General features: G+C 72.4%; 17 protein-coding genes and 1 tRNA gene. 9 read left to right on the plus strand and 9 right to left on the minus strand.

Annotated elements, in window-relative coordinates:
* Nucleotides 1-137 precede the first annotated feature (137 nt).
* Nucleotides 138-395, plus strand: coding sequence for an NAD(P)-binding domain-containing protein (locus ACWDYJ_RS12170; RefSeq protein WP_451565422.1), 258 nt, complete (start codon nt 138-140; stop codon nt 393-395).
* Between the two features lie 67 nt (nt 396-462).
* On the opposite strand, the gene ACWDYJ_RS12175 is transcribed toward ACWDYJ_RS12170, so the two are convergent.
* Complete coding sequence (locus ACWDYJ_RS12175) at nt 463-1,044, minus strand: TMEM165/GDT1 family protein (protein WP_451565423.1); 582 nt, start codon at nt 1,042-1,044, stop codon at nt 463-465.
* 523 nt (nt 1,045-1,567) lie between these two features.
* Between ACWDYJ_RS12175 and ACWDYJ_RS12180 the strand changes: the two genes are divergently transcribed.
* The 4 genes from ACWDYJ_RS12180 (at nt 1,568) to ACWDYJ_RS12195 (ending at nt 5,880) form a co-directional block, all read left to right on the plus strand.
* On the plus strand, nt 1,568-2,221 hold the full coding sequence (locus ACWDYJ_RS12180; RefSeq protein ID WP_451565424.1) for an HNH endonuclease family protein: 654 nt from the start codon (nt 1,568-1,570) through the stop codon (nt 2,219-2,221).
* Nucleotides 2,222-2,310: 89 nt separating this feature from the next.
* On the plus strand, nt 2,311-3,972 hold the full coding sequence (locus ACWDYJ_RS12185; RefSeq protein WP_451565425.1) for a DUF7800 domain-containing protein: 1,662 nt from the start codon (nt 2,311-2,313) through the stop codon (nt 3,970-3,972).
* 146 nt (nt 3,973-4,118) lie between these two features.
* Nucleotides 4,119-4,739, plus strand: coding sequence for a DedA family protein (locus ACWDYJ_RS12190; RefSeq protein ID WP_451565426.1), 621 nt, complete (start codon nt 4,119-4,121; stop codon nt 4,737-4,739).
* Between the two features lie 646 nt (nt 4,740-5,385).
* Nucleotides 5,386-5,880 (plus strand): hypothetical protein, encoded by a 495-nt coding sequence (locus tag ACWDYJ_RS12195; RefSeq protein WP_451565427.1) that lies wholly within the window; start codon nt 5,386-5,388, stop codon nt 5,878-5,880.
* A 22-nt stretch (nt 5,881-5,902) separates the two neighbouring features.
* Here the strand turns inward: ACWDYJ_RS12195 and ACWDYJ_RS12200 are convergent, their stop codons facing one another.
* Both ACWDYJ_RS12200 and ACWDYJ_RS12205 read right to left on the minus strand, forming a co-directional pair.
* Nucleotides 5,903-6,151: a DUF2277 domain-containing protein gene (locus ACWDYJ_RS12200; protein ID WP_451565428.1), complete on the minus strand. Its 249-nt coding sequence runs from the start codon at nt 6,149-6,151 to the stop codon at nt 5,903-5,905.
* A gap of 15 nt (nt 6,152-6,166) precedes the next feature.
* A complete protein-coding gene (locus ACWDYJ_RS12205; protein ID WP_451565429.1) occupies nt 6,167-6,817 on the minus strand; it encodes a TRADD-N-associated membrane domain-containing protein in 651 nt (216 codons plus the stop codon).
* 171 nt (nt 6,818-6,988) lie between these two features.
* On the opposite strand from ACWDYJ_RS12205, the gene ACWDYJ_RS12210 reads away from it, so the two are divergent.
* Nucleotides 6,989-7,063 carry a 50S ribosomal protein bL37 gene (locus ACWDYJ_RS12210; RefSeq protein WP_383947182.1) on the plus strand — a complete coding sequence of 25 codons (75 nt, stop codon included), beginning with the start codon at nt 6,989-6,991 and terminating at the stop codon, nt 7,061-7,063.
* A gap of 92 nt (nt 7,064-7,155) precedes the next feature.
* Here ACWDYJ_RS12210 and ACWDYJ_RS12215 read toward each other — a convergent pair whose 3' ends face one another.
* Complete coding sequence (locus ACWDYJ_RS12215) at nt 7,156-7,521, minus strand: hypothetical protein (RefSeq protein WP_451565430.1); 366 nt, start codon at nt 7,519-7,521, stop codon at nt 7,156-7,158.
* 248 nt (nt 7,522-7,769) lie between these two features.
* Nucleotides 7,770-7,844: transfer RNA gene (locus ACWDYJ_RS12220), tRNA-Val, on the minus strand.
* 105 nt (nt 7,845-7,949) lie between these two features.
* Here ACWDYJ_RS12220 and ACWDYJ_RS12225 point away from each other — a divergent pair.
* The 3 genes from ACWDYJ_RS12225 (at nt 7,950) to ACWDYJ_RS12235 (ending at nt 10,115) form a co-directional block, all read left to right on the plus strand.
* Nucleotides 7,950-9,194, plus strand: coding sequence for a hypothetical protein (locus ACWDYJ_RS12225; RefSeq protein ID WP_451565431.1), 1,245 nt, complete (start codon nt 7,950-7,952; stop codon nt 9,192-9,194).
* An 87-nt stretch (nt 9,195-9,281) separates the two neighbouring features.
* Nucleotides 9,282-9,830, plus strand: coding sequence for a DUF4383 domain-containing protein (locus ACWDYJ_RS12230; protein WP_451565432.1), 549 nt, complete (start codon nt 9,282-9,284; stop codon nt 9,828-9,830).
* A 66-nt stretch (nt 9,831-9,896) separates the two neighbouring features.
* Nucleotides 9,897-10,115: an FmdB family zinc ribbon protein gene (locus ACWDYJ_RS12235; protein ID WP_451565433.1), complete on the plus strand. Its 219-nt coding sequence runs from the start codon at nt 9,897-9,899 to the stop codon at nt 10,113-10,115.
* A 4-nt stretch (nt 10,116-10,119) separates the two neighbouring features.
* On the opposite strand, the gene ACWDYJ_RS12240 is transcribed toward ACWDYJ_RS12235, so the two are convergent.
* Genes ACWDYJ_RS12240 through ACWDYJ_RS12255 form a run of 4 tightly spaced genes read right to left on the minus strand, consistent with a single transcriptional unit; the run spans nt 10,120 to nt 15,315 of the window.
* Nucleotides 10,120-10,779 carry an O-methyltransferase gene (locus tag ACWDYJ_RS12240; RefSeq protein ID WP_451565434.1) on the minus strand — a complete coding sequence of 220 codons (660 nt, stop codon included), beginning with the start codon at nt 10,777-10,779 and terminating at the stop codon, nt 10,120-10,122.
* A complete protein-coding gene (locus tag ACWDYJ_RS12245; RefSeq protein ID WP_451565435.1) occupies nt 10,776-11,597 on the minus strand; it encodes an HAD family hydrolase in 822 nt (273 codons plus the stop codon). Before ACWDYJ_RS12245 ends, ACWDYJ_RS12240 begins: the two co-directional genes overlap by 4 nt.
* The gene (locus tag ACWDYJ_RS12250; protein WP_451565511.1) at nt 11,594-14,107 is read right to left on the minus strand and encodes a phosphoribosyltransferase; all 2,514 of its coding nucleotides are present in this window, start codon (nt 14,105-14,107) and stop codon (nt 11,594-11,596) included. The genes ACWDYJ_RS12245 and ACWDYJ_RS12250 overlap by 4 nt, the downstream gene beginning before the upstream one ends.
* 32 nt (nt 14,108-14,139) lie before the next feature.
* Nucleotides 14,140-15,315, minus strand: coding sequence for an HpcH/HpaI aldolase/citrate lyase family protein (locus tag ACWDYJ_RS12255; protein WP_451565436.1), 1,176 nt, complete (start codon nt 15,313-15,315; stop codon nt 14,140-14,142).
* Between the last annotated feature and the right edge of the window lie 180 nt (nt 15,316-15,495).

The following is a 15,495-nucleotide window of genomic DNA, read 5'->3' on the forward strand; positions in this document are numbered from 1 at the left end:
ACCGACGACAACCTGGGGGTCCCCCCGGCCGGAGGCTGGGGGATGAGCGTGCGTGCCAGGCCCCACCGGCCAGGAGGGACTTTGACGACACGACCCGGGCCGGTGTCGTAAAAGTCCCGCCTGAGTGGCGGGTCGCCATGGCCGAGGCGCTGGGGGCGGGCTCGGCGGAGGCGGGGCACGACATCGTGTGCGGAGCGCGCGATGCGGCGAGGGCGTCGGATCTCGCGTCCCGGGTCGGCGCCTCCGCGTCCCCGCGCGCGGAGGCCGCCACGCACGGGGACGCGGTGCTCGACGTGGTCGCACCGCTGTCCGGCGTGCCGGCGGGGCCGCAGGAAGGCGCGTCCGCGTCGGGGACGACGCGTAGTGGGCCGGCCGCGCGCCGGTCGGCTTCGTGAGCGGCCCGGACCCGGGGCCCGACCGCCAGGACCGACCGGCCAGGGCCGGGCCCCGGCCCCCGTCCGCTCAGCCCGCGATGGCCTCGTAGAGCGAGAACACGGCCAGCGCCCCCATGACGGCGGCCGCGATCTTGGTGATCAGCGCCAGCGGTACGTACTTCATGAGCGTGCGCCCGCCCAGGATGCCGATGCCCGCGACCGCCCACAGGGCGAGCACGGCGCCGAGGCCGACGGAGACCGGGTTGTCGTACCGCGCCGCGAGATTGGCGGTCATGATCTGCGTCAGATCTCCGAACTCGGCCACCAGGATCAGCATGAAGCCCGCCCCGGAGACCTTCCAGAAGGACTGGTCGGCCGGCGGCTTGACCTCCTCGTCCTCGTCGTTCTTCTTCAGGAGCAGCATGGCCGCGCCCGCGAGGAACAGCACTCCGACGACGAATTGGACGAGCCGGTGGGGAAGCAGCGTGAGCACGCTGCCCGCGGCGATGGCGAGGGCCACGTGCACGGCGAAGGCGGCGGCGACGCCCACGAAGACGTACGAGGCTCGGTAGCGGGTACCGAGCATCAGGCCGGCGAGGGCCGTCTTGTCGGGGAGTTCTGCGAGGAAGACGACGCCGAAGGCGATGGCCATGACGCTGAAGCTGAACACGGGGCGGAACCTCTATCGGTCGGGCAGGACGCCATCGGTACCGAGAGACCTGGGGTGTGTCAGGGGTCGCTTCGGCTCGGCGGCGCCCTGGGTTGCGTAAACGCGTGATGCGCTTGCGCGCGTCACGCGGACAGGACACTGCGGCCGAAGGTCTCGCTGGCCGACCGCTCTCGCGACCTGCCTCCGGGCGCCGGCTGGTGTGACCCAGCAGTATGTCGACGGTCCGGCGAAGAGCTACTCCCCTTCTGCTCCGCCCAGAATACGCGACGCCCGCGGGTGTCCCGAAGGGGCCGTTGGTCCGGGCATCGCCCGCTTCGCCGCCGACCGCAGCCCTCCGCTCCCTTTCCCGCGCCTGCGGAATACCAACCTCCATTTGCGCAGAGGTGGTTGCACGTCTTGATGTGACGTGCCCATGTCGCCACGCTGTCACCTGGCGCCCATCCCCGCGAAACCTGGCGCCGACACCATGGCCACGCCCCCACCGGGGCGGCACGGCCACACCCCCGCACCCAGGGAGCCCCCCATGGCATCCATACCCACCGTCTACGCGCGTCGACTTGGCGTGCTCGCGTCAGCAGTCGCGCTCGCCTCCCTCACCTCGCTCGTGAACGCCCCGGCCGCCCAGGCCGCCCCGCCCACCCCCATCAGCGCCGCGTCGGCCCGGTCCTACCTGGCCACGGTGACGCCGAGGGCCGAAGGCTCCAGCACCGGCTACAGCCGCGACCTGTTTCCGCACTGGAGCACCGTCTCCGGCACCTGCAACACCCGCGAGACCGTCCTCAAGCGGGACGGAGTGAACGTCGTACAGGACTCCTCCTGCGCCGCAGTGAGCGGAAGCTGGTATTCCGAGTACGACGGCGCCACCTGGACCCTCGCCTCCGACCTCGACATCGACCACGTCGTCGCCCTCGCCGAGGCCTGGCGCTCGGGCGCCTCCTCGTGGACCACCAGCAAGCGCCAGCAGTTCGCCAACGACCTCACCCGCCCCCAGCTCATCGCGGTCACCGACAACGTCAACCAGGCCAAGAGCGACCTCGACCCCGCCGAATGGCAGCCGCCGCGGACCGCCTACCGCTGCACGTACGCCCGCATGTGGGTCCACGTGAAGCAGTACTGGGGCCTGAGCATGGACTCCGCCGAGAAGACGGCCCTGGTGAACGTCCTGAACGCCTGCTGACCCGCCCTTTTCTCCCCCGCCAGGGGGAGGCGGGGCTCCCCCTCCACCACGTACCGTGATCCAAGAGAAGATGGAGGAGGGGGAGTTGGATGGCCGGACTGCGACTGGGGCCGCTGCTGCGCTATGTCGACTGGGACACGGGTGGCTCCGCCACGATATGGGTCGAGGCGACCCGCCCGTGCACGGTCGAGGTGCGGTGCGCCGACGGGTCCGGCGGGAGCGTCCGCACCTTCCAGATAGCCGGTCACCACTACGCGCTGGTTCCGGTCACCGGCCTGACCCCGGGCACGACCACGGCCTACGAGGTACTGCTCGACGGCGTCCTCGTATGGCCGGCGGCCGACGGCGGCTTCCCACCGAGCACCATCAGCACCCCGGCGGTGGGGGGCGGCCCCGGGCGGCCCGCTCCCGAGGTGCGGATCACGTTCGGGTCCTGCCGGCAGGCCGCGCCGCCCGCCGGCCGGCACGGGCCGCACGGCGCCGACGCCCTCGACACCCTCGCGGCGCGGCTGGCCGAAGACCCCGAGGCGATCCGGCCCGACGTCCTGCTGCTGCTCGGGGACCAGGTGTACGCCGACCAGCTGTCGCGGGAGACCCGGCAGTGGCTCGCGGCCCGCCGGGATCTGCGGGAGGCGCCGGGCGCGCAGGTCGCGGACTACGAGGAGTACACCCGGCTCTACTACGAGTCCTGGCTCGACCCCGAGATCCGCTGGCTGCTGTCGACCGTACCGAGCCTGCACATGTTCGACGACCACGATGTCATCGACGACTGGAACACCAGCGCCGCGTGGCTGGCGGAAATGCGGGCGACGCCGTGGTGGCCCGAGCGGGTGCTCAGCGGACTGATGTCGTACTGGGTGTACCAGCACTTGGGCAATCTCTCGCCCGCCGAGCTGGCGGCGGACGAGCTGTACGCGGCGGTGCGGGACACCCCGGACGGTACGGACGCGCTGCGCGCCTTCGCGGCCGAGGCGGATGCCGATCCGGCTTCGGTGCGCTGGAGCTACCGGCGGGACTTCGGCCGGTCACGGCTGCTGATGGTGGACACCCGGTCGGCGCGGGTTCTCGCCGAGGACGAGCGGGCCATGCTCGATCCGGCGGAACAGCTCTGGCTCCGGGAGAACGCGCTGGCGGGGCACGGCGGTTACGACCATCTGCTGATCGGCTCCTCGCTGCCGTGGCTCATGCCGCATCTCATCCATGACGCGGAGGTGTGGAATGCCGCGCTGTGCCGAGGAGAGCGGGGGCCCCGGTGGGCGCGGATCGGGGAGAACCTGCGGCGGCGCAGCGATCTGGAGCACTGGGCGGCTTTCCCGGGTTCGTTCGTAGCGCTCAGTGACCTCATCGAGGAGGTGGGGACGGGACCGAGGGCGCCGGCGACCGTGTGCGTCCTGTCGGGGGATGTGCATCACGCGTATGTGGCCGAGCCCCGAATACCCAGCACGGCCCGGGTGTTCCAGCTGACCTGCTCGCCCGTGCACAACTCCATCCACACGGCGGTCAAGCTCGGTTTCCGGCTGGGCTGGTCGCGGCTGGGCCGGTGGCTGGGGCGCGGCTTCTCACGGCACGGCCGCACGGGCCGACCCCCGTTGAGCTGGCGGCGTACGGGTGGACCGTGGTTCGGCAACCAGCTGATGACGCTGGCTCTGGCGGGCCGGACGGCCCGGCTGCGGCTGGAGCAGGCCCACAAACACCGGTCGGGGGCGCGACTGGTGACGGTGCTGGACCGGGACCTCACCGGAGCGGAGTAGCTCCGGGCGCGAGCGCCGCGGGGTCCTGGGGCGATTCGGGTGGCCCCGGGGCTTCAAGGCAGCTGTGCCGGGCGTACGCTGTATGGCTGTCAGCCGCCCCTGCCGCTCCCCGCGACGTTGCGGCGCTTCGGACTGGGGAGTCCCGCTTGCTTGAGACTCTGGGGTCGCTGACCACGAGCCCCTGGATCTACGTCGTGGTGGCGGTGTCCGTCGTCCTCGACGTGTTCCTGCCTGTCCTGCCGAGCGGGGTCCTGGTCATCACCGCCGCGGCGGCCGCGGCGGCCGCCGCCGGCGCGCCGGTGCCCGCGCAGGTGCCGGACATCATGGCGCTGCTGGTCATCGCCACGACGGCCTCGGTGCTGGGTGACATGGCCGCGTACCGGCTGGCCCGGCGGGGCGGAGCCCGGCTGGACCGCGCCATCGCCCGCTCGCGCCGCCTGACTCGGGCCCACGAACGCCTGGGCACGGCCCTGGCCCGCGGCGGCGGCGCCCTGGTGGTCATCGCCCGCTTCGCCCCGGCCGGCCGCTCGGTGGTCTCCCTGGGCGCGGGCAAGACGCAGCGCAAGATCAAGGAGTTCCTGCCCTGGTCGGTGCTGGCGGGCATGACCTGGGCCGGCTACAGCGTGGCCCTGGGCTACTTCGGCACCCAGTGGCTGGGCACGACCTGGCTCGGCACGGCGGTCTCGCTGATCGCCCTCTTCGCGGCGGGCTCCCTGGCAGCCTTCCTCATCCGCCGCCCCCTCCCCACCCCGACCCCCGCCACATAACGGCCTCCACCCGGTCGGCCCATACCCGCCCCCGGTCTCCACCAGCGCCGCCGAAGGCCCCGTCCGAGCAGTCCCCTGGCCCCACCACAGCGTCCAGCACCGCCAGACAGCCTCTCCGGCACCCCCCGGTGGGACGGCCCGCCCCCCGTCCGCGTCCCCACTGCCCCGGGCGGTCCCTGGAGCCCGCCCAGGACCTCCGCCAACGCCTGCCGGAAGAAGCGCGATCCCCTTCCCCTCGACGGGATGCCGCCGTTCGGCGCCGGCAGGCGGGACGGCCCGATCCCGCCCGCACTGCCCCGGGCCACCGTCAGGCCGGCCCGCTCCCGCCCCACGGCCCACCGTCACGCCGCCGTTCGCCACGCCTCCGGCCTCTGGGACGCGCCCCGCGCTCGGAAGAACGACACGCCGCACCCCGATCGGGGCCACCCCCGGTCAGAGGCCGCGCGCGGGCGGGCATTCGTACGGCCGGCCCCGTGGCCCCAAGGGACCGCCCGACCGCCGCGAGCTCCGCAGAGGACTAGGCCGGGCGGGGCATCCCGTCACCCGTTCACCCGGCAGCGATCGCCGCGCCCCGCCCGGGCTTCTAGCGTCCAAGCACGGCGTGCAACCGGCCGCGCCGTTTCGAGGAGCCCGAGGAGTTCTCTCCATGTCCCCCACACGAAACCGGCACCGCCTCACCGGGGTCGCGGCCGCGACACTCATCGTCGCGGCCGTCTCCCCCGTCACGCTCGCCTCCGCCGCCCCCGTCGCCACCGTGTCCCCCACTACCGTCGCCCCCGGCAGCCGGGTCAGCCTCAACATCACGGGCTGCGGCACCAAGACCGGCAGGGCCTCCTCCCGCGCCTTCGGCGACGTCTGGCTGACCCCGGGCAATCTGGAGGCGACCAACCTCTTCGGCGCCGCCACCGTCCACCGCAACGCCGGCGCCGGCTCGCACCCCGTCACCTTCGAGTGCGGCGGCCCCGGCGGCCAACGCGTCACCGTCGCCCTCCAGGTCTCCCCCGGCGCCGCGCGCGGCGGCCTGGGCGGCAGTGCCGGCACGATGAGCCCCGCCCAGATCGCCATCGGCGGGGCGCTCGCCGTGGGCGCGCTCGGCACCGGCATCTGGCTGCTGCGCCGCCGCTCGGCATCGGCCGGCTGACCGGGCACAGACGGCCCCGCCGTCACACGGCGGAGGCCGCTGTCCGCGTCCGATGCGACCCGGCTCCCCGTACCTGCACCCCGTCGAGCAGCAGCCGGGTCGCCTCGGCCACGGCGTCCACCGCGGCGTCGAACACCTCCCGGTTGTGCTCGGCCGGGACACGGAAGCCCGACACCTTCCGTACGTACTGGAGGGCGGCCGCGCGGATGTCCTCCTCGGTGGCCTTCTCGGGGATGGCGGGCGGGCGCAGGGTCTTAATGGAACGGCACATATCTCCACTATGGCGCTACTGGGGCAGCTCGGCCCCGGACAATTTCATGATCAGGCCCGCCTGCAGCCGCGCCCGCAGCACCGGGTCGGCGACCTCCTCCAGCAGCCCGATCGCCTGCTGCGTGCTCTCGGCGGCCCGCCGGTCCTCCCGCAGGGAGGCGGTCTGGGCGGCCATGTGCCGCAGGGCGATGTCGGCCCGCCGGTGGAAGAGCTGCCCGACGAGGGTGACGACGATGCCGACGGAGCCGGTCACGACGCCGATGTACGCGTCCCCGGTGCTCTCCGCCTTCCACACCGCCAGCCCGACCCCGAAGAGCAGGATCGCGGCGCCGACCCCCGCGAAAAGCTGGCTCGTCGCGAAGCTGCTGCGCGCCTGCGTCAGTCCGTAGGCGTAGTACTCGACGAGGATCGGGGTGAAGTCGTCCCGCCGGTCTCCCAGTTCCGCCACCCCCGGCTGGTTGGCCCCGGCGTCCACGAGTCCCGGGGTCGCCGCCTGCCGCTGGCGCGGGACGTCCGCTTCGGCGCCGATCCCGGACAGCAGCCGCGCCCGTTCCGCCTCCCTGCGCCGGTCGAACCTCTCAGTGGCCATCCTCACGAACACGACCGCGCCGACGACGAGCACCCCGGCCGCCCCGGCCATCCCCAGCCACTCCACTGCCCCTGCCATCCCCACCACCCCCGAGCCGAGGTTCCCCGCCCTCAAGCCCGCAAAACCCCGACCCACACCCCAAGTCCCTTACTGAACCGACGGCGTGACAGCCGCTTCTGATGCGGACGCGACGGACCGAACCTAGACTGACGAAGGCACTGAATGTCCGGAATGAGGGAGGCTCAGACCATGGCCAAGCGAGGAAACAAGAAGCGCGCCCGCAAGAAGAAGAAGGCCAACCACGGCAAGCGCCCCAACTCCTGAACCACCCCTGCAGCCAACAGACCCCCGCCCCTGACCAGGCCGGGGGTCTGTCCGCTGGAAGCCGTGCGTGCGGACAAGAGTCACCCCGTGAGTCACCCCGCCTGCGACTTGATGTGCTCGATCACCTCGTTGAACTCCTTCGTCGGCGAGAAGTCCATGTACTCGCAGTCCTCGAGCGCTTCGGGAACGTGCCCGGGCGGCCAGTAGAAGGCCTGCCCCGCCTCGTAGGTCTCTTCCCCCTCTTTCGTCCGCATCTTCAGCCGCCCCTTGACCAGGTATCCCCAGTGGGGGCACTGACACAAATCATCAGGCAGGCCCTTTACGGCCGGGCCCATGTCCGTACCCTGGGGAAACCGCACGAACGCGACTGTCATGTCTCCGCCGATTTCCTTCATGCGCAGCTCCACACCGCCGCCTTCGATGGCGACGGGAGCGTCGTTCCGGGTCGTTGCCGTCATGAGTCCTCCATGGCCGATCCGCTGCGGGATCTCGGAAAGCGCGGGATCTCGGAAAGCCCCACCTCATCCCAGTCTCATCCCGACCCCCGCACCGCGCGACACGCGGCCCCGGCGCCCCGGCGTACGCGGCTGCGAACTCCTTCCGGCAGTTCCCAAGTCCCGTTGTCCGCACGACGGATCGCCGAACGTTTGATGTCAGGTCTGGACGCGAAAGACCCCCGACCATTGCTGGTCGGGGGTCTTCGTGCTGGTGGGCGCGGACGGTTTCGAACCGCCGACATCTGCTTTGTAAGAGCAGCGCTCTACCCCTGAGCTACGCACCCGTGGATGAGTGAACAGGGTACATGCAGAGCGCACCCCCCACGCAAACGAGGTCCCGTGGGGGAGAATGGACCGGGGCATGGCGGACACGGCGCGGGAGAGGGAATGTGACGACGGCATCCCGGCGGTGGTTCGGGGGGCGGGACGAGAGTCGGCGGGCCGACGCGCAGGCGGCGAAGGATGCCGCCGCGGCGGCTTTCTACGAGCTGGACACGGCGCAACGGGATCTGCGGATCTCGATCGAGACGATCGCGGCGGCGGACGCCTCGCCCGCCGGGCGGCAGGCCACCGAGGGGTTCGCCGCGCTCGGGCGGCGCATCGACCAGGTCAGCCACGTGTACATCGAGGCGGTCGACGCGCACGACCTGGACCGGGTGGACCTGGAGGGCTCCGTCGCCGCGCAGGCGCGGGAGCAGCTGACCCGGGCGCGGGACGAGCTGGTGCGGGTCAAGGGGGAGCTGGAGCGGTTCGCGCAGGGGTTGCAGCCGCTGCTGGACAAGGCGGAGACGCAGCTCGCGTTGGTCGCGCCGGCCCGGGAACGGGCGAGGGCGGCGCTGCTGGCGGCGAGCGAGGCGCTGGATGCCGTACGGGCCAAGGGGATGCGGGCCGATGACCTGGCGGCGCGGCTGGCGGCGCTGGGGCCGGAGCTGACCATGCTGAACCAGGGCGCCGCGCTCCACGGGGTGCAGGCGACGGTGCAGCGCGCCGACCGGATCCTGCGCGACGCGGAGGCCGTACGGGCGGACGCGGAGCGGCTGCCGGAGCGGGCGGCGGAGATCGACCGGCGTCTGGTGAGCCTGCGGACCCGGGCGCAGGCTCTGCGCAACCGGGCGGAGCGGGTGGATCCGGTGCTCAGCGAGCTGCGTCGGCGCTTCACCGCGGCGTGCTGGCAGGACCTCCACCAAGTCCCGGACGAGGCGATACAGGAGGTCGCGCGGGCGCAGGACCGGCTCGGGGAGGCCGCCCGGGCGCGGAACGAGCAGCGCTGGTCGGACGTGGGGACGCTGATCGAGGCGGTACGGGCTTCCCTGGACGCGGTGGACGAGGCGGTGTCGGCTGCGCGGGACCGGCTGGACCGGCTGGAGGCGGTGGCGCGGGACCCGCAGGCCCAGGTGCAGCGGACCCGGTTCGCGATCCGGGACGCGCAGCGCCTCGCGATGGCGGGGCGCAGTGTGCCCGATCCCCGGCACGCACGGCCGCTGGACGCGGCGGTGGCACGGGTGGAGCGGGCGCTGGCGGCGTTGGAGGGGCGGCATCCGGACTACTGGGCGTTCCTCCTGGAGATGGAGGACGTACGCCGTGCCGTGAACCGGGTGGTGAACGAGATCCGGGCGGAGCGCGGCCAGGGCTGAGGGCTGTCCCGTAGCGGCTGACTTGTCGCGGTTCGCGGGGCGGCGGATCCTGGGAGGGAGATACGGCCCGAGACAGAGGAGGGCGGTATGGCGCGACGCATCCGCCGGCCGCTCCAGCCGCTCGGCGCCCGGCTCGACGAGCATCTGCCGGTGGACCACAAGCTCAGCAAGGTGTACCGGGTGGGGGCCGGGCTGACCGGGCTGCTGCTCGTGGTGTTCGGGGTCCTGGGGCTGGTCGACCGGATCGGGTTCTTCGACACGGGCGGCGACACGGTCCTCGGGCTGAACACCAACGGGGCGCTGAGCGTCCTGTCGATCCTGGTGGGCCTGCTGCTGCTCTACGGGATGGTCGTCGGCGGGAACTTCGCGTCGAGCCTCAACATCGTGCTGGGTCTGCTGTTCATCGCGAGCGGGTTCGTGAATCTGGCGCTGCTGGACACGGGGCTGAACTTCCTGGCCTTCAGGATGCCCAACGTCCTCTTCAGCTTCGTCGTCGGCGTGATGCTGATGTGGTTCGGGATGTACGGGCGCGTGGGCAGCGCCCTCCCGCACGACAACCCGTACTGGCGCGCGCGCCACCCCGAACAGGCGGCCCGGGAGCAGCGGGCCCGCTCCAGGAGGGGGCACCGCCCGTAGCCGGCCGGCGGTGTGTCCCGGCCCCGGGGATAGCCGTACACCTCCCGGCGGCATAGCCTGGGCCGCATGCCTCGTTACGAATACCGCTGCCGGACCTGCGACGACACCTTTGAGGTCAGCCGGCCGATGGCCCAGTCGTCGGCGCCCGCCGACTGCCCCGCCGGGCACGCCGACACCGTCAAGCTGCTCTCCGCCGTCGCCGTGGGCGGCGCCGGCAGCGCCCCCGCGCCCGCGCCCTCGATGGGCGGCGGCGGGGGCTGCTGCGGCGGAGGGGGCTGCGGGTAGCCGGTCAGCGCTTGCGGGAGAGGGTGAGTCCGTCCGAGATCGCCAGCAGCACGGACTCCATGCGGGTGTCCGCCGCGACGTGTTCGTTGAACGCGTGGACACTCGCCCCCGTGCCGCCCGCCGACGCGTCGAGCACCGTGCCGTGGAACAGCGTGTTGTCCGTGACGATCAGGCCGCCCGGACGCATCCTCGGCACGAGCTCCTCCCAGTACGCGATCTGGCTCTGCTTGTCCGCGTCCACGTAGGCCATGTCGATGTGCTCCTCGGCCGGCATCGCGCGGAGCGTGTCGATCGCGGGCGCGATCCGCAGGTCGATGCGGTCCGCGACCCCCGCCGCCTCCCACGCCTCACGCGCGTACGCCGTCCACTCCTGCGACACGTCGCAGGCGATCAGCCGGCCGTCCGCCGGCATGGCCTGGGCCATGGACAGCGACGAGAAGCCGGTGAAGGTGCCCACCTCCACGATGTGCCGCGCGCCCGTCAGCCGGACCAGGAAGGCCAGCAGCGGCCCCTGCTCCTCCGCCGACTGCATGCCCGCCGAGTCCGGGAACTTCTCGTACGTCGTCGCCACCAGCCTCCGCTGGACCGGGTCCAGCGGAGGGTTGTGCGCGAGGACGTACTGGTAGAGCTCGTCAGTGATCTTGGTGCTGTTGCCCTTGGTCATGCGGTCAGTGTCGCAACCGCACGCCCGAATTCGCGGACTATTTCCTCACCCGCCAGCACTCCGGCCGTCGTCAGGGCCGTCACCGACGGCCCCGTCCACCGGGCCTCGGCGAGCTCCCCGTGCCCCGGACGCCACGACCGGTCCGCCGCCAGCAGCAGGTCGGCGTCCAGGAGGGAATCGCCCGCGGCCAGGGTCAGTGTGGCTCCCGTACGCTCCGCCACCTCCCGCATCGCCGCGCTCTTGGTCAGCGGGCGCGGGACGGCGTAGATCTTGCGGCCCTGGAGCGAGATCGTCCAGCCGCGGGCCTCGGACCATTCCGTCAGGGACTTCAGCCACTCGTCGGGGACCAGCGCCCGCTCCACGACCAGGTAGGTGAACAGGTCCTCCGCCACCCGGGCCTTGCGCAGCCACGCCGGGTCCGCCGTCGCCAGCAGGTGCGCGTACACCTCGTCCAGCGCGGCGCACTCCTGCGCGAGCCGCGCCGCGACCTGGCGCCGCCAGTCCCGGTCCGGCACGCCGTCCACCAGCAGCTGCCCGCCGTTGGCACAGATCGCGTACCCGGCCGGGCGGCCGGGGAAGCGGATCCGCTGGTACTGCTTGCGGGTACGCGTCGTCGTGGGGACGAAGACCACCGACGGGTCTGCGGCCAGCTCCGCCAGCAGTCCCGCCGCGGTCTCCGTCATGTACGACAGCGGCTTGCTCTCGTGCACCTCCACGCACAGCAGCCGCGGGGCCACCGGGTCGGGCATGGTCAGGCCGAGGGCGGCGGCCGAGTAGATGAGCGTGCGGTCGAGGTCACTGGCTACGAGGACGGTCACTTGGCGGCCACAGCCTTTCCGTCGGCGCCCGTGGCGCCGCGCGTGAAGCGGGGGTGAATGAGTCCTACACACGTGTACGGCAGCCCGTCGACCTCCTCGACCGGCACCCCGCGCTGCTCCGCGAGCAGGCGTACGTGGTCCAGGTCGGCCCCGGCACCGCGCCGGGCCAGGATCTTCCAGGGCACGCGGCGCAGCAGCACCCGCGTCGTCTCGCCGACGCCGGGCTTGACGAGGTTCACGTCGTGGATGCCGTACTCCTCGCTGATCCGCTCCACCGCCGCCCAGCCCACCCAGGTGGGGGTGCGGTCGGCCGCGAGCAGCTCCTTGACGTCGGCGTCGACGGCGTCGGTGACCTCGCCGAAGCGGGCGGCGACGGCGTCGACGAAGCCGACGGAGACATCGGCTCCGGCAAGCTCGCGGTAGAACTTCGCACCGTGGAAATCGGCGGGCCCGACCAGGTCAGACCTGAGCACCGTACGCGAGATCAGTCCGGAGACGGTGGAGTTCAGGCAGGCGGAGGGGATCAGGAAGTCCTCGCGGGTGCCGTAGGTGGGCACGCAGGAACCCGGGTCGGCGAGCACCACGATGTCCGGGTTGAAGCCCTCGAACTCGCGCAGGGCGGCGGTCAGCTCGCGCGTGATGGCGCCCTTGCCGGTCCAGCCGTCCACGAACACGACGTCGGCGGGGTCGTGGTGGGCGGCCAGCCAGCGCAGGGCGTTGGCGTCGATGCCCCGGCCGCGCACGATGGAGACGGCGTAGTGCGGCAGGTCCAGGCCGTGCCGCAGCTGTGCCCAGCGGCGCATCAGCACGCCGACGGGGGTGCCGGCGCGGGCCAGGGAGACCAGGACCGGGGAAGGGGACCGCTCGGCGAGGACGGTCTCCGTGACCACCCCGACCGCCCGGGCCACGCGGGCCGCGGAGGCGGTCAGCGCGCTCTGGTAGAGCTCCTGGTAGCGCTCGGACGGCTGGTACTCCACGGGCAGGGACTCGGCGTAGTGCGCGCCGCCCGCCTGGATGGCCTCCTCGCGCTCCTCGGTCGGGGCCTCCAGCTCGACGTCGGAGAAGTCCTGGAGCAGCCAGCCGACGTCCTGGGGGGCGTACGAGGAGAAGTCGGGGCCCCGCAGCGGTTCGCGGGTACTCGGCTCGGGCATGGTCGGCTCCTGCCGGTCGGGTGCGTCGGCCAGGTCGGGCGCTGCGGGTACGTAGGACGGTACGACGGCCAGCAGGACCCGGCCGGTGTGCGGGGCGAGGGCGTCCAGGAGGCCCGTACGCAGCTCGGGGGTGTCCCCGGGCGAGTCGACGACGGCGACGACGGTGTCGAAGCCCTGTCCGGCCGTGGCGGCGACGTTGTAGGCGTACCGGTGTCCCGGGCCGTCGGCCGGGGCGTCGTGGGCGGGGAAGACGAGCCGGGTGCGGATGGCGTAGCCGGGGTCGTCGACGGCCAGCACGGGTGAGCGGGTCGTGGTCGAGAACCGCACCTCGGCGGCCGCCCCGGACTCCTCCAGGGCCAGCGCGAGGCGCAGCGGCGCGTACATCAGCTCCTCGTTGCCGAGTACGAGGACCCGTCCGGGGTCCGTGCCGAGCGCTGCCGCGAGCCGTTGGGCCATGGCCGGGAGGGCCGCGTCCAGCTGTGCGCGGTGGGCGGGGGTGAAGCCGTGGCGACCGCCGTCCGGCAGCCCCGCGGGCCAGTCGAGCGCGACGCGCGTGAACGGCTGCGGGTCGTCTGCCGGGGCTTCGCCCCGGACTCCGTCCGGGGATACGCCGTGGCGGGGCTGGTTTTGGGCAGCGTGCTTTTCGTACTCCTCGACCAGGGCCTGGCCCTTGGCCAGGACGCCGTCCGGGAGCGAGACCGTGCCCGAGGCCAGAGCGATGAGGTCCACCCGGGCACCGAGGTCGGCGGCGAAGGCGGTGAGCCGGTCGCGGTCGGCCGGGGAGCGCATGTCCACGAGGGCGACGACCACGTAGTGGTCGCGGGGGTGGCGGACGTGCAGGTCGCGGATGGTGTTCAGGACCGTGTTGCCGGTGGAGAACTCGTCGTCGACGAGGACGAGCGGCCCACTGCCCGCGAGCAGCTTCGGGTCCTCGGGCAGCAGCAGGTGCGAGGTGGCGTGGGAGTGGGCCTCCTCGAAGCCCCCGGCGGGCTCGACGCCCGGCACGGGCCGGCGCGTGGAGTGCAGGTAGGGGGCGGCGGCGAGGCCGTCGGCCACGCAGTGGCCGAGGCCGGTCGCGGTCTCGGCGTACCCGAGGACCACGGCGCGGGCTGCCGCCTCCTCGCCGAGCAGCGCCCGTACCCGCTCGCCGAGGCCGTGGCCCGCGGCGCGGACGACCGCCGGGGACTGCGGGACGTGCTTGCCCAGGACCCGCGAGACCAGCAGGTGGGCCCGCTTGGGGTTGCGCCGCAGCGCGAGTCCGAGCAGGTCCGCGAGCCGTGGGGAGCCCGCCGCGTCCGCCTCCTGGAGGCTGACGCCCAGCCGGTCCGCTACCCAGGTTCCTGACCACACCTCGTCGATCGTCTTGCCCTTCCTGTTCGTCACCGGCCCGCTCACACCTGGAGTCCGGCCGTGAGGAGGTCGACGAAGCCGACCTCCTCCTTCGCCACACCGAAGGCCTCGGCGCGCCGCATGGTGCGCTCGGCCCAGGCCCGGTGGGGCTTCACTTCGTTCATCTTGTTCGTGTAGGCGGAACGCATCACTCCGCCACCGTCGCGCTCGGGGCGCAGGATGTCCTGCGCGTCGCTGAACTCCTCGTGGGAGACCACGGACAGCGCGTGCACGGGCGTGACGTGGGCGGGGTGGATGCAGGTCTTGCCCAGCAGCCCGTTGGCCCGGTCGAGTTCGATCTCGCGCAGCAGCCCGTCGAGGTCGTGCTCGATCAGCGCGGTGCGCAGCTCCTCCACGCCCTCCTCCAGGAACGGGCTGCGGCGCAGCTGGGGCTTGAAGAGGCGCTGCTGGCTGCGGAAGTACTCCCAGACGGGGCCGGTGACGGTGAAGCCGGTCCCGTCGGCGCGGCTGAGGACGTTGACCACGTCGGCGATCACTCCGGCCACGATCTGGACGTCGTAGGCGGTCATGTCCGGGGTGCGGCGCAGTCCGTACGCGGAGCAGAAGTCGGTGACGCCGAGCCGCAGGGCCAGGACGCGCTCGCGGTAGCGGTTGACGGTGCGCGAGATGCCGGCGAGGGTCTCGACCCGGGTTTCGAGGTGGAGCAGCTCGGGGGTTTCCAGGACGGGCATGGCATACAGCCGGGCGAGGCCGGCGGCGTTTTCAGCCTCGGCGACGGCGTCGAGGAAGGCGGTCCCGCGACTTTCGGTGAACTTCGGCAGTACGAATCCGGCCAGGTGCCGTACCGAGCCGCCGAGCCGGTGCACGAGGTCGGATATCTGCTCAGGCGTGCGAATGCGGATGAACAGCAGCGGCAGTTCGGCGCCGCTGTCGCCGTCGGCGTCGAGGGCCGCGAACTGCCGGACGAGGTTCTCCTCGCCGTCCAGGACATCGGCGTCGCTGATGGAATCCTCCAGGCAGAGGACCATGGAGACGACTCCGCGGCCGGCCTGCTTGCGAATGTCGGCGGCCAGGCTCGGCCGGGTGGCCGGGCTGTAGAGGGTCGCTCCGAGCGCGGCGGCCAGCGTGCGGGCGGGGGAGGCGAGAGTGAATTCCGCCGGCTCCTGGTGGAAGAGGTCCTTGCGGACAGTGGGCGATATGTGCCCGAAGTGACGCATGTGCTTCCCCCGTACTGCCTCGGCGGCCCAACTGGCGTGGCCGGTAATAGTACGTACGAATACGAGTCGAGAGTTCCTCGAGCACATGAAGTTCAGGTAACCCTCCTGCACCATGCCCAGCTCTCGCGTTCGGTACAAGGCCCTACGGGGGGCCGCATTGTCCTGGTCGGGGCCGGGAGG

The organism is Streptomyces sp. NPDC003042 (assembly GCF_053591315.1).

Bases quoted from the DNA above. Each gene is read 5' to 3' on its own strand.
- ACWDYJ_RS12180 (WP_451565424.1), top strand. From the start codon at position 1,568: ATGGCATCCATACCCACCGTCTACGCGCGTCGACTTGGCGTGCTCGCG.
- ACWDYJ_RS12255 (WP_451565436.1), bottom strand. From the start codon at position 15,315: ATGCGTCACTTCGGGCACATATCGCCCACTGTCCGCAAGGACCTCTTC.
- ACWDYJ_RS12195 (WP_451565427.1), top strand. From the start codon at position 5,386: ATGTCCCCCACACGAAACCGGCACCGCCTCACCGGGGTCGCGGCCGCG.
- ACWDYJ_RS12170 (WP_451565422.1), top strand. From the start codon at position 138: ATGGCCGAGGCGCTGGGGGCGGGCTCGGCGGAGGCGGGGCACGACATC.
- ACWDYJ_RS12230 (WP_451565432.1), top strand. From the start codon at position 9,282: ATGGCGCGACGCATCCGCCGGCCGCTCCAGCCGCTCGGCGCCCGGCTC.
- ACWDYJ_RS12235 (WP_451565433.1), top strand. From the start codon at position 9,897: ATGCCTCGTTACGAATACCGCTGCCGGACCTGCGACGACACCTTTGAG.
- ACWDYJ_RS12205 (WP_451565429.1), bottom strand. From the start codon at position 6,817: ATGGCAGGGGCAGTGGAGTGGCTGGGGATGGCCGGGGCGGCCGGGGTG.
- ACWDYJ_RS12185 (WP_451565425.1), top strand. From the start codon at position 2,311: ATGGCCGGACTGCGACTGGGGCCGCTGCTGCGCTATGTCGACTGGGAC.
- ACWDYJ_RS12200 (WP_451565428.1), bottom strand. From the start codon at position 6,151: ATGTGCCGTTCCATTAAGACCCTGCGCCCGCCCGCCATCCCCGAGAAG.
- ACWDYJ_RS12215 (WP_451565430.1), bottom strand. From the start codon at position 7,521: ATGACGGCAACGACCCGGAACGACGCTCCCGTCGCCATCGAAGGCGGC.
- ACWDYJ_RS12240 (WP_451565434.1), bottom strand. From the start codon at position 10,779: ATGACCAAGGGCAACAGCACCAAGATCACTGACGAGCTCTACCAGTAC.